The organism is Psychrobacter maritimus (assembly GCF_904846345.1).
Lineage (GTDB): Bacteria > Pseudomonadota > Gammaproteobacteria > Pseudomonadales > Moraxellaceae > Psychrobacter > Psychrobacter maritimus.
Window position 1 is genome coordinate 32371 of the sequence record NZ_CAJHAJ010000005.1, and the last position, 18052, is coordinate 50422.

The window sequence follows — 18052 nt, forward strand, 5'->3', positions numbered from 1 at the left end:
AACAGCCTTGAAAACACAATCTAATACATGCTAAAAAATACTACTGACTTGACTATTTAAAGCCACCTGCCTAAATCGTTAAACTGGGTAAAGATTGTCAGTAAGCGCGCATGAGTTTGTTATAATAACATTTTGTTTTATACAAGTAGCAAGGCTTTCATGTGATTTATCGCTTTGTCGCTTAAGCATCAGTATGATGAGGCTCAAGACAGCACAAGCCTCTATTTATCCTATGATGACTAGCTATATTTAATAATTCTGCGTTAATCATTGCTAGTATTGATGCCAGTCTTTGTTCATCACTTTTTGTCACCTTGTTCACTACGTCATTAGTCACCTTTGTTCGCCCGCTATTAGGATTATCCTTATGTCACACGCCGCAAACTCTCCTGCCAACGCTCAGTCATCTTCACAAGAGTCCTTATCAAAAGATACTTTTACTGTCGGCAGTCGTACATTCTCTTCTCGATTGTTGGTCGGTACCGGTAAATATAAAGACATGGCTGAAACGGGTGCTGCTATTGGTGCCTCAGAAGCTGAGATTGTCACCGTTGCTATTCGCCGTACCAATATTGGTCAAAATAGTAATGAGCCAAATTTATTAGATATCATTTCACCGGATAAATATACCATCTTGCCCAATACCGCAGGCTGTTTTGATGCCGAAACCGCGATTCGGACGTGTAAGCTTGCTCGTGAGCTATTAGGCGGGCATAATCTGATTAAGCTAGAAGTTTTGGGCGATGAAAAGACCCTTTATCCAAATGTGATGGAAACTTTAAAAGCGGCAAAAGTGTTAATCGATGATGGCTTTGAGGTCATGGTGTATACCTCTGACGACCCTATTGTCGCTCAAGAATTAGAGAGCATGGGTTGCGTAGCAATTATGCCGCTTGGTAGCTTGATTGGTTCTGGCCTTGGCTTGCTCAATCGCCATACCCTAAGTCTCATTATCGAAAATGCCAATGTACCGGTATTGGTTGATGCTGGCGTCGGTACTGCTTCTGATGCGGCGATTGCCATGGAGCTTGGCTGTGATGGCGTGCTGATGAACTCAGCCATTGCCAATGCGCAAAATCCAGTGATGATGGCAAATGCTATGAAACATGCTATTTGGGCAGGACGTCAGGCATTTTTGGCGGGTCGTATGCCGATGCGCAAAATGGCCGCTGCCAGTTCGCCGCAGACCGGATACTTTTTTCAGTAGTTTTTTAGCTTAAACTGCTAAAAATATGGGTTATGGCATAATTAAATAATAAAAGTCCCGTGACCCATGATTTTTATATTAAGATATTTTTGTGACTACTTTTAGGTTTTTAATCGTTTTTGCTAAATGCTTTATCCTAGTTACGCTTTACCTTTGTTTAACTGAATACCTATTTATTTTATTGCCATTTTTCATTCATCGTCATAAAAGGATTTATTATGCGACTTCTCACAGCAGTCGACCAGTTGTTCTTACTTCTTGAGTCGCGTAAACAACCCATGCATGTTGGGGGTCTATTCCTATTCGAATTGCCAGAAAATGCCGATAACAGTTTTGTCTGTCAATTGGTCAAACAAATGCAACACTCTGAGGTGCCGCCAACTTTTCCTTTTAACCAAGTGCTCGAGCATTTAATATTCTGGAAAAAAGACAAGCACTTTGATGTTGAGCATCACTTGCATCATGTGGCACTACCAAAGCCCGCCCGTGTACGCGAGCTTTTGATGTACGTTTCAAGAGAGCATGGCCGTCTCTTAGACCGTGCGATGCCGCTATGGGAATGTCACGTCATTGAAGGTATTGAGCCAGAAAACGAAGGCGCTCCTAAGCGTTTTGCTTTATATTTTAAAATCCACCATTCGTTGGTTGATGGCATCGCGGCGATGCGACTGGTCAAAAAATCCTTATCTCAATCGCCGACCGAACCGGTTACATTACCAATCTGGTCGTTAATGGCACGCCATCGCAACCAAGTCGATGCGATTTTGCCTAAAGAGCGTTCTGCTTTGGGTATCATTAAAGAGCAAGTTTCTACCATTAAGCCAGTATTTACAGAATTACTCGATAATTTAAAAAATTATGGCGACGACAGTTATGTCAGCACCTTTGCCGCGCCGATGAGTGTGCTTAATAAACGCATTTCAGCCTCACGGCGCATTGCTGCCCAGTCGTATGAGATACAGCGCTTTAATGATATAGCTGAGCGCTTAAACATCAGTAAAAATGATGTGGTACTTGCTGTTTGTGCTGGTGCTATTCGTCGCTATTTACTATCGATAGACGCGCTACCGAGTAAACCCTTGATTGCTTTTGTACCGATGTCATTACGTACCGATAATAGCGTTGCCGGCAATCAATTATCCTTTGTACTGGCCAATTTAGGCACGCATTTAGACGATCCATTAAGCAGAATCGAGCTGATTCATCGCAGTATGAATAATGGTAAACGCCGCTTCCGCCGTATGAATCAAGCGCAGGTTATCAATTACAGTGTCGTCTCTTATGCATGGGAAGGCATCAATTTGGCAAGCGGTCTGTTTCCTAAAAAGCAGGCATTTAACCTGATTATCTCAAATGTGCCTGGTTCGGAAAAACCGCTATATTGGAATGGCGCGCGCCTGCAGTCTTTATACCCAGCCTCTATTGTATTCGACGGTCAAGCGATGAATATCACCCTTGCCAGCTACTTGGATAAGATTGAATTTGGGATTACCGCTTGTAGTAAGGCCTTGCCGCACGTGCAGGATATGCTGATATTAATAGAAGAAGAGTTACAGCTGTTGGAGCGCACCAGTAAAGAGCTTGAGTTCCAAGGGATTACAGTTGAAGATAAAAGTAGCCATAAAGGTAATGGCAAAACAAAAAAGCTGGCTCCATAACGGAACCAGCTTTTTAATATTAAGTTTGCTCAATGATTATATTTAGGTGAGGCTTAGAGGTGACGCTTAGGCGGTGCTTAAAACGCATCACCCCAAGTTGGGACAACTACTTGCATCAATGGTTTTAATAGTTTGATGTTACAAGCGAAAATAGAGCCTGAGGTCATCGAGTTGTGCGCGCCTGTATGGTCAACCACCACGCCACGTGCTTCGGTCACGATTAGCTCACCGGCAGCAATATCCCAAGGCTTGATAGACATCTCAAAATAACCGTCAAAACGACCCGCTGCTACATAACATAAATCAAGCGCAGCTGAACCTAAACGGCGAACTTGACCACCTTCTTCAGAGATTTTCTGTAAGCTCTCAAAATGCTGCTTGGCATAAGAGATGACTTCACCATTGCGTTTACGCTCAAGCGGATGACCGGTAGTAAATAAACCACCATCAATCGTTTTACGTTCACTAACATTGATACGGCGTTGGTTTAAACGCGCGCCTTTACCACGGCTGGCAGAAAACATCTCATCACGGACAGGATCATAGATGACGCCGTGTTGGGTAACGCCTTTATGTTGCACAGCGATAGATACACAAAACTGCGGCACACCATGGACAAAGTTTTTGGTGCCATCTAACGGATCAATAATCCAGCACCAGTCAGCATCTTCGCCGCGACCTTCTTGCATACCAAACTCTTCACCCAAGAATGAATGATTTGGATAGCTGGCTTTTAGGGTCTCAATCGTCAGCTCTTCACTGAAACGATCAATACGGGTGACCAAACCATCAAGTCCTTTTGACTCGATATCAAGCTCGATTTTGTGGCGGTTTTGATGCGCATATAAAATCTCTTTACCGACTTTTTCAGCAGCACGCGCTGCGATGACGACCATGGGTTCCATAAATAACCTATTTGCTTGATGAATGAATACTACTTAAGAGATGTGACTTATAAAATGTACGAAAAATAAAATCTGCTTCAAAGCTGAAGCATAGTAATAATTAATAAAAACCCATAGCCGCCTAGCAAACCAAATATATGGTTGCCCGCAGTTGTACCGCCCAAGTTGTCAAATAATTCACACCTACGGCAAGTAGGCGAGGTTTAAGCAAGGAAACAGACATGCTTTATTTTTCAATCCGCTATTTTAGCAATTTTTTATCAATGATAGTGTTTTATTTTAGCAATTGCTGGAGCTGACTGACGACCCCTGCAACATCTAGACCACAATCAGCCATTTGTTCTGCTGGCGAACCATGGGCGATAAAGCGATCAGAGATACCGATATTACAGATAACTGGGTGGCTATTTTTGAAGGCTGGCGATTCGTTAAGTAAATACTCATTTACCGCACTGCCCGCGCCGCCCATAATCATATGCTCTTCTAGCGTCGCAATATGGGTGATGCCTTGCTCGATTAAGGTTTCAAGCAAATGGGTATCTAAAGGTTTTACCCAGCGCATATTCACCACATGTACCTGACAGTGTGATTTTATATTATCGTTAATTAGGCTTTCTGCCGCTTGCTGAGCCGTCGCAACCATCGTACCAAAGGCTAATAACGCCAATTTATTAGGCGCGTCGTCTTGACCTAATACCGACTCTACCACTGCTTTGCCAATGGGATAAACTTGCGTTGGCTGAGTAATGACTGCGCCTGTACCAACGCCGCGCGGATAGCGTACAGCCGTGCAACCTTGATATTCATAGCAAGTATTAAGCAGATGGTAGCATTCGTTTTCGTCTTTTGGCGCGGCAATCAGCATATTAGGCACGCAGCGTAAAAAAGCAAAATCGAATACCCCTGCATGGGTTGCGCCGTCTTCACCGACCAAACCGGCGCGATCAATGGCAAACATCACGTCAAGATTTTGTAAAGCCACATCATGGATAAGTTGATCGTAGCCACGCTGCAAAAAGGTTGAATAAATCGCGACGATAGGTTTGACGCCTTGGGTTGCCATTCCACCGGCTAAAGTTACCGCATGTTGCTCAGCAATCGCCACATCAAAAAAGCGCTTAGGGAATTGACGGGCAAACTCAATCATTCCCGAGCCTTCTTCCATCGCTGGGGTAATGGCAAGCAATTTCTCGTCAGTAGCAGCTTTATCGCATAAAAACCGGCCAAATACTTGCGAGTATTTTAAGAGCGGTGTGCTGGTTGTTAAACTGTCTTTTACTGCTTCCTTCTCGCTATCTTCAGCAGGTAATTTACTGATAGCGTGATAGCCGACTGGATCTAATTCAGCAGGCGCAAAACCTTTACCTTTGGTGGTATAAATATGGACTAAAACAGGACCTTTTAACTGCTTGGCAAGCGATAGTACGCGCAGCAGCTCAGGAATATTATGCCCATCAAATGGACCAAAATAGGTAAAACCAATTGCTTTAAATAAATTGTCTTCTAATTGCGGAACATCGCGTAGCTCTTTATGACGTTTACGGCGGTCAAAGGCTTGCATATCAGGGCGCTTGCACAGTACTGGCTCGCCTACATCGGAGATATCAACCTGATAACCTGATTCCCATAGCGTCGCTAAATGCCGCGAGAAGCCACCGATAGAGCAAGATATTGACATATCATTGTCATTTAAAATTACCAGCAAATCAGCATCTTGTTGTACGGCGTCATTCATCGCTTCAAAAGCCATGCCACCGGTCATCGCCCCATCACCAATAATACAGGCAACCGTTTGTTTAAGGCCTTGATAACGAAGTGCTAAGCTCATACCCAAAGCTGCTGAGATAGACGTCGATGAATGCCCAACCCCAAAAGTATCGTAAACTGACTCGGCGCGTTCAGGAAAAGCGGTCAAACCGTCTTTTGAGCGTATGGTGCCAAGCTTATCACGGCGACCGGTCAATACTTTATGGGCATAAGCTTGATGACCTACGTCCCAGACAATCTGGTCTTGCGGCGCATCTAGCAAATAATGCAGCGCGATGGTCAACTCAATCACGCCTAAGTTGGCACCAAAATGACCGCCACTTTGACCGGCTGAATAAAGCAAAAAAAGCCGTAGCTCATCCGCTAAGGTGATTAGCTGACTCTCGCTAAACGCTTTTAAATCAATCGGTGCGTCTACCGTATCAAGCAGCGGCGTATGCGGACGCTCACGTGGAATAGCGGCATACGTTTGCTGCAGGTTTGATAGCGGTGCAGCAGAATCAATGGCTGACGCAGATAATGACTTAGACTGTGGGGAATGAGTTGACTGCTGCATAGAACGTACGATACCTACCAATCTGCTGACAAAATGCTACCTTAGACAGTGGCTATTACTAGCAACTGTTACTAGCAACTGTCTAAGTGGCGTTAATAATAGCGCGGCATCATAAAATACTTGATACCACAGGCTATATAATTATTAATACAGCTTTTAATATAGCTGTGAATAACGAAAAATACGCTATTTAATATAAGGCGTTACTTTTAATCTTATGTTGCTTTTAATCTTATAATGCTAAAGGCAGTGATAAAGATGGTTATCAATGCTGTTATAAATCATGGCAATGTTTAATGATGATGCTTAATGACAATGTTTACCATGCTCAATGATTTTGCATGCATATCTGACCTTGGTGACGACATAGTAATGTAAGGGCAAAGACTTGTCACTGTATCCGTCAAAATAGTATGGCATAATAGCATTTATTTTTAATTGTCGCTTTAATCATCGTGCGCCGTCTGTGAACTTTGTGTGTTTTTCCAATAAATATCAGCCATCTGCTATTTGAATCAGCAGCGCCTAGGCAATACCTTAGCTATTATTATAAAGCTTTAACAGATACCACAAAGCTTAAATAGACCTCTAGCGCCACGATGATCGGCTTATGCAGGACATTAATGTCATATCAATTTATTACTACTGCCAAACTACCTACTCGTCACGGCGAGTTTGATATTCATATCTTTGAAAATGAAGACGGTCAAGAGCATGTCATGCTTACCGTAGGTTTACCTGTGGTCAATCAAGCTGATGCTTTAAATCAGGCTGATACGGCGCTAAACCAACAAGGCGCGGCGCCAGCAGAGCCCCTCATCCCGCTGATACGTATTCATTCGGAATGTCTAACGGGTGATGCCTTTAGCTCACTAAAATGCGACTGTGGTCCACAGCTAAACACTGCCATGCATGCGATACAAGAGACTGGCTGCGGGGCGATATTATACCTGCGTCAAGAAGGTCGCGGGATTGGTCTGACCAATAAAATCCGCGCTTATGCCTTGCAAGATCAAGGTCATGATACCTTAGATGCCAATCTCATGTTAGGCTTACCGGCTGATGCGCGCGTTTATGATATGTGCGGACCGATGCTTGCCCATGTCGGTGTTGATAGCGTACGCTTGATTACCAATAACCCTGATAAAGTCGCTTATTTAACGCAGCACGGTATCGATGTCGTTGAACGAGTGCCATTATTGGTTGGGGTTAACGACATGAATGCTGAATATCTAGCAACCAAACGCGATCGTATGGGTCATCTGCTAGATAAAGACTTTAATACTGCATTACACCTTAATAAATAGTAAATAATTAGATATTTTATGAGTATGCCAAATATAGAGAGTAATACCAATCCTATCACAACAGATTCTATGTCAAATGCAACAACGACACCGACCCATAACGACATCATGCGTGTGCGTGAGTTTTTGGTCGATTTGCAAGCACGTATCTGTCAAGCATTAGAAGCGCAAGAGCGTGATGGCAGTAGCAATGATAAACCAGCTACTTTCGTGCCTGACGACTGGGAACGTCCTGAAGGCGGCGGCGGTCGCTCGTGTGTTTTAGCCGATGGCGACGTCATTGAAAAAGCGGGTGTGATGTTTAGTCATATTCATGTGCAGAACTTGCCCGCCTCGGCAACTGCTCGCCATCCTGATATCGCTGGTCGTAAAGCACAAGCAATGGGCGTCTCTTTGGTTGTGCATCCTAAAAACCCCAACGTCCCAACCAGCCATGCCAACGTGCGTTTATTCGTGGCAGAAAAAGAGGGCGAAGACCCCATTTGGTGGTTTGGCGGCGGTTTTGACTTGACGCCATTTTATCCAGTGTTGGCTGACTGCGTGCATTGGCATCAGGTCTGTCATGACCTTTGCGCACCTTTTGGCGATAGCGTCTATCCTGACTTTAAACAATGGTGTGATGAATATTTCCATCTGCGTCATCGTGATGAGCAGCGCGGTATTGGCGGCCTGTTTTATGATGACGTCAATTTTGAGAGTCGTGGTTGGGATTTTGAGACCTGCTTTAACTTTATGCAAGCGGTCGGTAATGGCTACCTTGAAGGGATATTGCCCATCTTTGAGCAGCGTAAAAACACTCCCTACACCGAAGCCCAACGCGAATTCCAGCTCTATCGCCGTGGACGCTATGTCGAATATAACCTCGTTTATGACCGCGGCACCCTGTTTGGGCTACAGAGTAATGGACGCATCGAATCCATTCTAGTCAGCATGCCACCGCTTGCCAGCTGGCATTATCGCTTTGAGCCTACTGAAGGGTCGCCTGAGTTTGAATTGACCGATTTTTATCTAAAACCTCGTGATTGGTTGACTTTGTAATCATCATTGGCATAATAAACCACAGACGGCGTCAATGTTTACATCAGTAATAGGTTATTTTTAATCTATATAAGCTATAAAATAATAAGGGTCAGCGATAGGTGCTGACCCTTGTTATTTAAGCAACAGCGATATGGGTTAAAAACAAGCTATTAAGTACAGAGCAGATATCGTCGTCTTTAATACTTAAAACAACAACATAACATTTATTTTAATAGTCGCAATTTAATCAGGTGGCGAGCATGAAGATGCTACGGCGCCTTTTTATTAGCCACGTATAAAGGAGCAATACAGATGGCACAGGTTTCTAATAACAAATCATTTAAGTCTATCGTTGGCATCACCTTAATGGCAGCTGCTTTAGGTCTGACGGCTTGTAGCACGCCCGTTGACCCTGACGTTAAAGCGCGTCAAGACAGCATGAAAAGCTGGGGTGATGCAATGGGTATCATGGGTGATATGGCGGAAGCACCTGATACATTTGATGCCGAAGTATTTAAAGAACAAGCGGCATTTTTGGCGAAGGACTCTGCCAGCCCTTGGAGCCATTTTGAAAACCAAGAAGCGACTGGTAACGCCACTGAAGCGGTTTGGAACAACGTTGATGGTTTCCGTACTAAAGCAGATAACTTTCAAAAAGCCACTGCTGAGTTAAATACCGTGGCACAAACAGCGACCAGTATGGATCAGGTCCTACCAGCATTCGGTCAAGTGGGTGAAAGCTGCAAATCATGCCATACCGACTTTAAAGTAAAAAAAGACTAATGAGCCTTTGCTATCAAATATAAAAAGCCGCTATTTTAACGATAGCGGCTTTTTTATTGGTGATTTCTCAAACCTACAAACTTGTTTAGATAATCCATCTTATTAATAGGTTTATCAAACTTTTAAAAATTAGCCCATTAAATCTGCTTGCACGATTTCAATCCAGTAGCCGTCAACATCTTTAATAAAGACGATATTTTTCATACTACCCTCATCTGGGCGTTTTTTAAACTCAACGTTATTTTCATCGAACCAAGCAACCGCTTCATCCAAATTGGGCACACTAAAGCAGATATGACCAAAACCTTGCGGTTCAGCATTGCCATCATGATAACTAAAATCCGCTTGTGTCTCGGTGCCATAGTTATGAGTCAATTCTAAAATACCGCGTTGACGGAAAGCAAAAATCTCTAAGTCAGCACCAGCTGGCAAGTTTTCACGCTCGCTTTCAGTCAGCTTGGCTAAAAAGTACAAATCAAAACCCATCGCTGGGAATTTTTTCACCGCCAATAAGGTCATTCCTAAGACGCCGGTATAAAACGCCAATGACTTAGCAGGATCTTTTACCCGCAGCATCGTATGGTTAAACGTGTATCCTGTGGTTTGAGCTGAAATCGGCTGAACGCCGTCAGTTTTTACGCTGCTTGCAGGTTGGGCTATGGCGTTTTGATGATTAGTTGCTTGGTTATTAACTGCTTGATTACCTGTTTCTTGATTGCTATTTAAGCTTTCTGAATCAGTCATAATTTCCCCAATATTTCAGTATTTTTAATCGTTAATAGTGGATACGCTGTCGATGTTATCGCGTATCAGCCAGCCGTATCCTAACTATGATAGACATTTCATGCTAAATGTCTATTAAACATCTAAAAACCGTACCTTGCCTGTCTCTAAATTATACTCGGCACCCACAACAAGCAGCTGACCGCTATTGGTTAGGTCTTCTAGCGCGCGCGAACCGTGTTTTAATTGGCTAACCGACATGCGTACATTGGCCCGGATAGAGCGATCGACCAGCTCATCTGCATCGACATCTTGACCATTGGCAGTGGCAAGCTCATGCAAGTTATAGACGCTAGGACGGATACGATCAACGATTGACTGCAAGTTTGGTGAGTAGTTTTGCTCAGGATTAATCAGCGCCTCAACACATGCGGTCACCGCGCCGCAATGCGAATGCCCAAGGACCACCACCAACTTGGTGCCAAATTTTTCAGCGGCAAACTCAACCGAACCAATTTGCGATGGCGCAACCACATTGCCCGCCACGCGTATGACAAACAAATCGCCCAAGCCCTGATCAAATACAATCTCAACCGGCACACGTGCGTCCGAGCAGCCCAAAATAATCGCTAACGGGTCTTGATCACTGATTAATTCTGGACGTTTTTGGGTACAAGGGTCGGTGCTGGTCAAACTATCGACATAGCGTGCATTACCTTCTTTAAGCAGCGCTAATGCTTCTTGACCAGTTTTTGGGCGGGTATCGTTAGGCATAAAAAGGGATCCTTGATTATTAATGTGGGTAATATCCTACATTGCGCTAGCATTCTGCTTTTGACGTTGACTTATCTTCAAGCTCAGCCGGTTGCTATGGCAAATATCACTATATTTAGCATACATAAAATGATTGTATAGGAAGCAAGCCAAAAAAATGGTAAAAATTCTTTATTTTAATATCACTCGTTACCTTGCCGATTTATTAACAACCATAAGATGACTTTGGCAAATAGATACAGCCCCTATGCTAAAAACGAACAAGCGCCACCAACCAACGGATAACGAACTTGCACTAATTTACCGCAAGGGTTTGTTATAATACGCAGCAAGCAGACCCCATATAGCCATCGCTTATCGCCATGCTAAATACCGTGCGATACCAAATGACTCAATAAGCCATTAGCTACCTTAACAAATAATTCGTTAAACCAAAAAGCCATTATGCTACTGACATTGCTGACAGTATCTAATATTCATAACGCTACTGAGCGTTTGGTATTTTAGGAATCAACCTTATGACCGAATCAAATTTACAGACGCAGTCCACGCCTGCCTCAACCCATACTGACAAGGTGCTGCTGCAACTGACTGGTCTAAAAAAAATCTATGACCAAACCGAAGTCTTAAAGGACATCAACCTTGATATTCAGCATGGTGAATTTATCACCTTGCTTGGTCCATCAGGCTGCGGTAAAACGACGTTATTACGACTGATTGCTGGTTTTGAGCAGCCTAATGCTGGGGCGATTTATCTCGATGGCGTCCAGATGGCAGGCTTGCCCGCGGATAAGCGTCCGGTCAATACCGTGTTTCAGCAATATGCGTTATTCCCGCATATGACGGTGGCGCAAAACGTCGCTTACGGACTTAAATTAAAGAAAGTGCCAAAAGATGAGATTCAAACGCGGGTGCGTGAGATGCTAGCGATGGTACAACTTGAGCATTTGGCCAATCGCAAACCACAAGATTTATCCGGTGGTCAGCAGCAGCGGGTGGCGATTGCGCGCGCGGTCATTAATCGTCCTAAACTATTATTGCTCGATGAGCCCTTATCGGCGCTCGATCATAAGCTGCGTCTGCAAATGCAATCTGAGCTTAAACGTCTGCAACGTGAGCTTGGCATTACTTTTGTCTTTGTCACCCACGATCAAGAAGAAGCGCTGTCGATGTCAGACCGCATTGCCGTGATGAAAGACGGCAGATTTCAGCAAATTGGCACGCCGATTGAGATTTATGAAACCCCTGCCAATCTCTTTACTGCCAAGTTTATCGGTGAGACCAATTTATTTAAAGCAGAAGTCAAAGGCGTCTACCCTGAGCAGCCCGATCGTGATGGGCGCGTGACCAATGGGCGGATTGAGGTCGAGGTCTGCGAAGCCCAAGCGCAAGAGGGTCCGACGACCTTACGTAATCTGCGCCGTCCTGACTTTGCCAATGACGTGCAAGTTGGTGATATCGTCAATTTATTGCTACGTCCGGAAGATTTGCGCATTTATGATCCCAATGATAAAGAGCATGGCGGCTTACTTGGGCGGGTAATTGAAAGTAATTATAAAGGCAGTACCTTAGACTCGATTATTGAGCTAACGAACGGTCATATTATTAAAGCATCAGAATTCTTTGATGAAGATGACCCAAGTTTTGATTATAAGCTGAATGAAGGCGTCAAAGTATCGTGGGTAGATGGCTGGGAATGGGTGTTGCCAGAAGAACAAGACGGTACGCTTGCTAGCGGCATTGATAATGGGATGAATAATAGCACTAGCAAATTAGCTGTCCAAAAGGATATCAGCTAATGGCGCGTCCTAACTTAAGTAATAAAAAATCAAGTAATAAAAACTTGAGCAATAGAAGCCCTTTCCGTACCGCAACGCTATGGCTGATTTGGGGTTGGCTGCTCATCTTTGCCTTATTGCCAAATATACTGGTGATTGCGGTCAGCTTTTTGACCCGTGATAGCACAGCTTTTATTAGTTTGCCGGTCACTATCGACAGCTATGTGCGCATGATTGACCCGCTTTATTTCGATGTCTTTGTGCATTCATTATGGATGGCGGGCATCACAACGGTCATCTGCTTATTACTTGGCTACCCGTTTGCTTGGTTTGTATCCCGAGTCAGTAAACGCTGGCAGCCACTGTTGATGCTCATGCTAATACTGCCATTTTGGACCAATTCTTTGGTACGAACTTATGCGCTAAAACTATTATTTGCCAGTAATGGCTTGATTAATAAATCCTTATTAACAATCGGCATCATCGATGCGCCCATTGATATTTTATATACCCAAGGGGCGGTCATTGCGGGTTTAACCTATTTATTATTTCCTTTTATGGTGCTGCCGCTGTATGCGGTATTTAGCGACTTACGCAATGATATGCTGCTTGCCTCGCAAGATTTAGGCGCTTCAAAACGACAAACCTTTTGGCATGTGGTATTACCCTTGACCACACCGGGGATTATCTCAGGGGTGCTGTTGGTACTACTGCCAGCGATGGGCATGTTTTACGTCGCCGATATTTTGGGCGGCTCGCGTAATTTACTCGTTGGTAATATTATCAAAAACCAGTTTTTAGATGCCCGTGATTGGCCATTTGGCGCGGCCGCCAGTGTGCTATTAACGCTTGCGATGGCGGTATTATTACTCGCTTATCGCGCCAGTAGCCGCCGTATTGGCAAGACTGATTTTAGCGAGGTGGCTTAATGTCTGGTAATTCATCCAATAACTCGTCAATCAATAGCTCACCCATAAAAGCCAAACGCTCTATCAAGCCATCTAGCATTGGCAGTATCGCCGCCAAAGGCTATCTTGGTCTGATTTACACTTTATTATATCTGCCCATCATCGTATTGGTGGTGATGTCATTTAATAAGTCAAAAATTGGCTATAACTGGGGTGGCTTTAGTTTAAAGTGGTACGAGTCGCTATTTAACAATCAGGCGATGCTCGATGCCTTTTGGCATTCTATTGTCTTGGGCTTGGTTGCCGCTACAGTTTCTACAGTCATCGGTACATTAACTGCGCTTGCGCTGCATCGCTATGACTTCCGCGGTAAAGGGCTGCTAAACGGGCTGCTATTTGTGCTGATGATGTCGCCTGAGATTGTCTTGGCGATATCGCTATTGGCACTGTTTTTATTAATCGGACTGCAGCTCGGTTTTGTCTCGCTATTATTAGCGCATATTACTTTTTGCCTGCCATTTGTGGTCATTACCGTTTTTGCGCGTTTAAGTAGTTTGGATGAACGTTTGATGGAAGCGGCGCGAGATTTGGGTGCTAGCGAATCTATGATGGTGCGTACGGTCTTGATTCCAGTGATTTTTCCAGCGGTGATGGCAGGATGGTTACTAGCCTTTACCTTATCGCTCGATGATGTAGTGGTATCGACCTTTGTCACCGGCCCTAGCTATGAGATTTTGCCGTTGCGTATTTATTCTATGGTACGCGTGGGACTTAAGCCTGAAGTCAATGCCATTGGGACCATTTTACTCGTCGCTTCGTTAATTTTGGTGGTTATCTCGCAATTACTCCTACGTCGGCGCTGATGTTAAATTTTACTTTCATAACAGCTTTAACATTATTAGATAAAAAGCTTTAACCGTTTTTTCAGCCTTTATTTTTAAGCCTTTATAAGTCGCAATTTCTCATTTTTTTAACGTCAGTGGTTAGGTCATTTTATGCTAGAGCTTCGTCATCTTAATACACTAACTGCGCTGCGAGCCCATGGCTCATTGGCCGCTGCTGCCGATGAGCTGCATGTCACCGCCTCTGCGGTCTCCCATCAGTTAAAAGAGCTGGAAAATTACTACGATATCAGTTTGGTCAATCGCCGCACGCGTCCGCTGACTTTTACGCCAGCGGGCAAAACGGTATTGGCACTGGCAGACAGTATCATGCCGCAGGTCACGCGCACCAAAGCAAACTTAAAACGCTTAGCCCATGGTCAAGCAGGCAGATTGCGCTTAGCGTCTGAATGTCATAGCTGCTTTGATTGGTTGATGCCGATTCTCAATCACTATCGCCGTGAATGGTCGGATGTCGAATTGGATTTCGCTACCGGTTTTGAGCCTGAGCCGCATCATTTATTGATGGAAGGTGATATCGATTTATTGATTACCACCAGTAATTTACCAATAGAAGGTATCAGCTATCAGCCATTATTTGAGTATGAAAGTCGTTTGGTACTGTCGCCAACCCACGACTTGGCTGAGCAACAATTCATTCATGCCCAAGACTTGGTTGATCAGACCTTGATTGCTTATCCAGTGGAAGCTAAGCGCCTCGATATCATTGCCAATTTTATGACGCCAGCACAGGTCAGCTTTAAAAGCATGCGTACCACCGAGCTGACTGCGATGCTTATTCAGTTGGTTGCTAGTGAACGGGGGGTGGCGGCATTACCTGATTGGGTGGTCGCTGAATATGAGAAAAAAGGTTGGGTAGTTTCGCGGCCATTAGGCAGTGGCGTCTACTGTCAGCTCTATGCGGCAACGCGCACCTCGAGCCAAGAGATTGCCTATATGCAAGGGTTTGCGAGTTTATTAGAAGGAATTGTAAAACCTATCTAGAAGTAATTATCACTAAAAAAAGAGCCGTATTAAAAATCAATATGGCTCTTTTTTATTGCGACATTTTTATTATTACAAAACCAACTTAAAGAAATAAAAGCCAATTGCGGTTGCTAATAACGTCAGCCCCACATGTAGCCCAATCAGCCCCAAGCCCGCAAGCAGTTTGCCATTATGGATAAAGGTAAATACTTCAACGCTAAAGGTGCTAAAAGTTGTCAGCCCGCCCAAAAACCCAGTTATCACAAACAGTCTAATATTGGGAGACAAGCCGCTGCCCACTCGCTCAAACCACACCAGAGCTAGCCCTATCAATAGTCCACCTAAGACATTGGCGCCAAGCGTCCCAAGGGGTATCCAGTGATGCAGCGGATTAAAACGCGCCAGCCACCCTCGCAGGCAAGCGCCAATGGCAGCACCTAGTCCAATTGCAAGCCACTGCATAAGTTATCCTTGAGTGAGATAAAGTTTAATAAACTGGATATAAGCGACCTTATAGGGCTTTTATACCGCTGGCAACTCGGTCATCGGCCAACGTGGTACGCAGCTGACAGCCAAATCATCTGCTTGACCCGCTTGCAAACGCTCGTAACCTGCATAGGCAATCATCGCCCCATTATCGGTACATAAAGCTGGCGGTGCGTAATGAACCGTAGCATTTATTTTAGCAAGCTCGCTCTCTAATGTTTCACGCAAATGACTATTGGCACTGACGCCGCCAGCGATTACCAATCGGCTCATATCGACTTGTTTAAGGGCTTTGACGCATTTTTTCACCAAGGTATCAACCACGGCATGCTGAAAACTGGCGGCAATATCGGCGCGAACTTGCGGATCACTAGCAGAGCCATTGCCCGAGCCACCTGAGCATGGGGTGTCTTTGATAAGATTATGTACCGCAGTTTTCATACCGCTAAAAGAAAAATCCAAACCACGATGGAGCATTGGACGCGGTAAATCATAAGCATTTTGATTGCCTGTTTCCGCTAATTTAGCGATGTTTGGGCCACCCGGATACGGCAAACCGAGCATTTTCGCCGCTTTATCGAAACACTCACCCGCCGCATCATCGATGGACTCGCCAAGGATTTCATATTGTCCGATACCGTGTGCGGCAATCAGCAAAGTATGACCACCAGAAACCAGTAACGAGACAAATGGAAAAGCTGGCGGATTCGCACCCATGAGCGGCGCTAATAAATGCCCTTCCATATGGTGAATACCAATCGCTGGTACGTCCAAACCATAAGCCAAGCTGCGACCAAATAATGCGCCCGTCATCAGCGCACCGATAAGCCCAGGACCTTTGGTATAAGCAATGGCATCAATCTCATCTTTAGTGATATTGCATTGCTCTAGCAATTCGTTAAATAAAGGCACCAGCTTACGAATATGGTCGCGGCTGGCAAGCTCGGGCACCACACCGCCATAAAGGGCGTGCAGCTCTATTTGTGAATACAGTACCTGCCCTAGCAGACCTTTATTATCGCTCGTTATCTGCTCGCTATCAAAAATCGCCAGACCAGTCTCATCGCAAGAGGTCTCTAAACCCAATACTTTCATTTATGTGCCTTTATATTTTGCCTTGTAGCATTAATAAAAAACCGCCACTGTGAGCTTACAATGGCGGTCAGTCGAGCAAATTTCAACAAGCAGAATTAACTGGCTGCAGCGACCATATAATCAACTGCGGCATGCACTTGCGCTTCACTTACTTCCGCATTTGCCTGCGCCGGCATTTTGTTAAAGCCTTTTGCAGAATGCATACGTAGCGTATCTATGTCTTTAGCAAGGTGCGGTGCCCAATCTTCTTTATTACCAAATTTCGGCGCTTCTAACAAACCGCTTTCATGGCAAACTTTACACTGTTTTTCATACAGCTTTGCACCAGCATCAGCGGCTAACACTTCTGTCTCAGCAGCAGCTGTGGGCTCGGCCTCGGCTACTTCAGTTGCTTCTGCTTCAACGGCAGGTTCAGTGGCTACTTCAGTTTCTGCAACTGGCGCTTCAGGCTCTACAACCACTGTCTCTGTTTCATTGACAGCAGCTGGTTCTTCAGCCGCCGTATTGTCGCCGCCACTACAAGCACTGAGTGTTAATAACGCACTAAGACTCAGGCCAGACAGCACCAATTTCACAACTGATTTTTTCTTCATGGTATTTTGTTTCATGGTTATTCCCTCGTCTATAGCTTGTTAGTAAAACAGCTTGTTAGTAAAACAGCTTGTTAATAAAATAGCTGGCTAGTGGCTGTCGCTACCTTCATCACAACGTACTTTTATCGTAAAAGCTACTAATTCGCTACTGCTGTCGCATCCGTAGTGGCTGCATCCGTAGCTGGCGCCTCTGTACTTTCAGTTTCAGTGCTAGCCACTTCGGTATCCGCGCTTGCAGTTGCAGTATCTTCTGATGTAGCAGCAGCGCCTGCTTCTGTGGTAGCTGTGGTGGCTTCAGTACTTGCCGCGGCGTCTGCTTCAGCCGCTGGCATTGGCGCTGTTTCTGGGAAATTCATCTCTTCTGCTTCAGGTGCGTTTTTACGCGCAAGCTCTGCTGCTTCATCGACGCGGTCTTTTGCTAAGACTTCGTGCGACTCGCCTTCTTTATCCCCACTGCAAGCACTGATACCAAAGCCAAGGGCGACGATAAATGCTGTGCTTAGCGCCGTGTTTAGTACTGATTTCTTCATTGCAACATCCTTAATAAAGTGCACATAAAACGATTGATATTATGCAAATTATCATAGCATAAACTCTGCCTAAACCGTTATAGACAGTAGGGTT

At 44.6% G+C, this 18052-nt stretch carries 17 protein-coding genes; 9 read left to right on the forward strand and 8 right to left on the reverse strand.

Going from position 1 to position 18052, the window contains the following annotated elements:
* Window positions 1-367 precede the first annotated feature (367 nt).
* On the forward strand, window positions 368-1207 hold the full coding sequence (locus tag JMX50_RS08135) for a thiazole synthase (RefSeq protein WP_201629165.1): 840 nt from the start codon (window positions 368-370) through the stop codon (window positions 1205-1207).
* A gap of 218 nt (window positions 1208-1425) precedes the next feature.
* Complete coding sequence (locus tag JMX50_RS08140) at window positions 1426-2865, forward strand: WS/DGAT/MGAT family O-acyltransferase (protein ID WP_201629166.1); 1440 nt, start codon at window positions 1426-1428, stop codon at window positions 2863-2865.
* 77 nt (window positions 2866-2942) lie between these two features.
* On the opposite strand, the gene JMX50_RS08145 is transcribed toward JMX50_RS08140, so the two are convergent.
* Window positions 2943-3770, reverse strand: a complete 828-nt coding sequence (locus JMX50_RS08145; RefSeq protein ID WP_201562429.1) for an inositol monophosphatase family protein — start codon at window positions 3768-3770, stop codon at window positions 2943-2945.
* A gap of 274 nt (window positions 3771-4044) precedes the next feature.
* Window positions 4045-6093, reverse strand: coding sequence for a 1-deoxy-D-xylulose-5-phosphate synthase (gene dxs, locus JMX50_RS08150; protein ID WP_201629167.1), 2049 nt, complete (start codon window positions 6091-6093; stop codon window positions 4045-4047).
* A 623-nt stretch (window positions 6094-6716) separates the two neighbouring features.
* Between dxs and ribA the strand changes: the two genes are divergently transcribed.
* The 3 genes from ribA (at window position 6717) to JMX50_RS08165 (ending at window position 9203) form a co-directional block, all read left to right on the forward strand.
* Window positions 6717-7400: a GTP cyclohydrolase II gene (ribA, locus tag JMX50_RS08155; protein ID WP_201629168.1), complete on the forward strand. Its 684-nt coding sequence runs from the start codon at window positions 6717-6719 to the stop codon at window positions 7398-7400.
* Window positions 7401-7469: 69 nt separating this feature from the next.
* Window positions 7470-8438 (forward strand): oxygen-dependent coproporphyrinogen oxidase, encoded by a 969-nt coding sequence (hemF, locus tag JMX50_RS08160; protein WP_201629291.1) that lies wholly within the window; start codon window positions 7470-7472, stop codon window positions 8436-8438.
* Between the two features lie 294 nt (window positions 8439-8732).
* On the forward strand, window positions 8733-9203 hold the full coding sequence (locus JMX50_RS08165; protein ID WP_201629169.1) for a c-type cytochrome: 471 nt from the start codon (window positions 8733-8735) through the stop codon (window positions 9201-9203).
* Window positions 9204-9332: 129 nt separating this feature from the next.
* Here JMX50_RS08165 and gloA read toward each other — a convergent pair whose 3' ends face one another.
* Together gloA and JMX50_RS08175 are read right to left on the reverse strand one after the other, a co-directional pair.
* A complete protein-coding gene (gene gloA / locus JMX50_RS08170) occupies window positions 9333-9947 on the reverse strand; it encodes a lactoylglutathione lyase (RefSeq protein ID WP_227670981.1) in 615 nt (204 codons plus the stop codon).
* Window positions 9948-10061: 114 nt separating this feature from the next.
* The gene (locus JMX50_RS08175; protein WP_201564647.1) at window positions 10062-10700 is read right to left on the reverse strand and encodes a carbonic anhydrase; all 639 of its coding nucleotides are present in this window, start codon (window positions 10698-10700) and stop codon (window positions 10062-10064) included.
* A gap of 518 nt (window positions 10701-11218) precedes the next feature.
* On the opposite strand from JMX50_RS08175, the gene potA reads away from it, so the two are divergent.
* The 4 genes from potA (at window position 11219) to JMX50_RS08195 (ending at window position 15272) form a co-directional block, all read left to right on the forward strand.
* Window positions 11219-12499, forward strand: coding sequence for a spermidine/putrescine ABC transporter ATP-binding protein PotA (potA, locus tag JMX50_RS08180; protein WP_201629170.1), 1281 nt, complete (start codon window positions 11219-11221; stop codon window positions 12497-12499).
* Entirely contained in the window at window positions 12499-13407 is a 909-nt protein-coding gene (potB, locus tag JMX50_RS08185) for a spermidine/putrescine ABC transporter permease PotB (RefSeq protein WP_201629171.1), read from the forward strand. The genes potA and potB overlap by 1 nt, the downstream gene beginning before the upstream one ends.
* The gene (potC, locus tag JMX50_RS08190) at window positions 13407-14249 is read left to right on the forward strand and encodes a spermidine/putrescine ABC transporter permease PotC (RefSeq protein WP_201629172.1); all 843 of its coding nucleotides are present in this window, start codon (window positions 13407-13409) and stop codon (window positions 14247-14249) included. Before potB ends, potC begins: the two co-directional genes overlap by 1 nt.
* A 132-nt stretch (window positions 14250-14381) precedes the next feature.
* Window positions 14382-15272: a LysR family transcriptional regulator gene (locus JMX50_RS08195; protein WP_201629173.1), complete on the forward strand. Its 891-nt coding sequence runs from the start codon at window positions 14382-14384 to the stop codon at window positions 15270-15272.
* 72 nt (window positions 15273-15344) lie between these two features.
* On the opposite strand, the gene JMX50_RS08200 is transcribed toward JMX50_RS08195, so the two are convergent.
* From JMX50_RS08200 to JMX50_RS13190, 4 genes are all read right to left on the reverse strand, one after another.
* The gene (locus JMX50_RS08200) at window positions 15345-15716 is read right to left on the reverse strand and encodes a CrcB family protein (protein WP_201619043.1); all 372 of its coding nucleotides are present in this window, start codon (window positions 15714-15716) and stop codon (window positions 15345-15347) included.
* A 60-nt stretch (window positions 15717-15776) separates the two neighbouring features.
* Window positions 15777-16835 carry a tRNA (adenosine(37)-N6)-threonylcarbamoyltransferase complex transferase subunit TsaD gene (gene tsaD, locus JMX50_RS08205; protein WP_201629174.1) on the reverse strand — a complete coding sequence of 353 codons (1059 nt, stop codon included), beginning with the start codon at window positions 16833-16835 and terminating at the stop codon, window positions 15777-15779.
* A 95-nt stretch (window positions 16836-16930) separates the two neighbouring features.
* Entirely contained in the window at window positions 16931-17443 is a 513-nt protein-coding gene (locus JMX50_RS08210) for a c-type cytochrome (protein ID WP_227670982.1), read from the reverse strand.
* A 122-nt stretch (window positions 17444-17565) separates the two neighbouring features.
* The gene (locus JMX50_RS13190) at window positions 17566-17958 is read right to left on the reverse strand and encodes a hypothetical protein (protein ID WP_227670984.1); all 393 of its coding nucleotides are present in this window, start codon (window positions 17956-17958) and stop codon (window positions 17566-17568) included.
* Window positions 17959-18052: the final 94 nt, after the last annotated feature.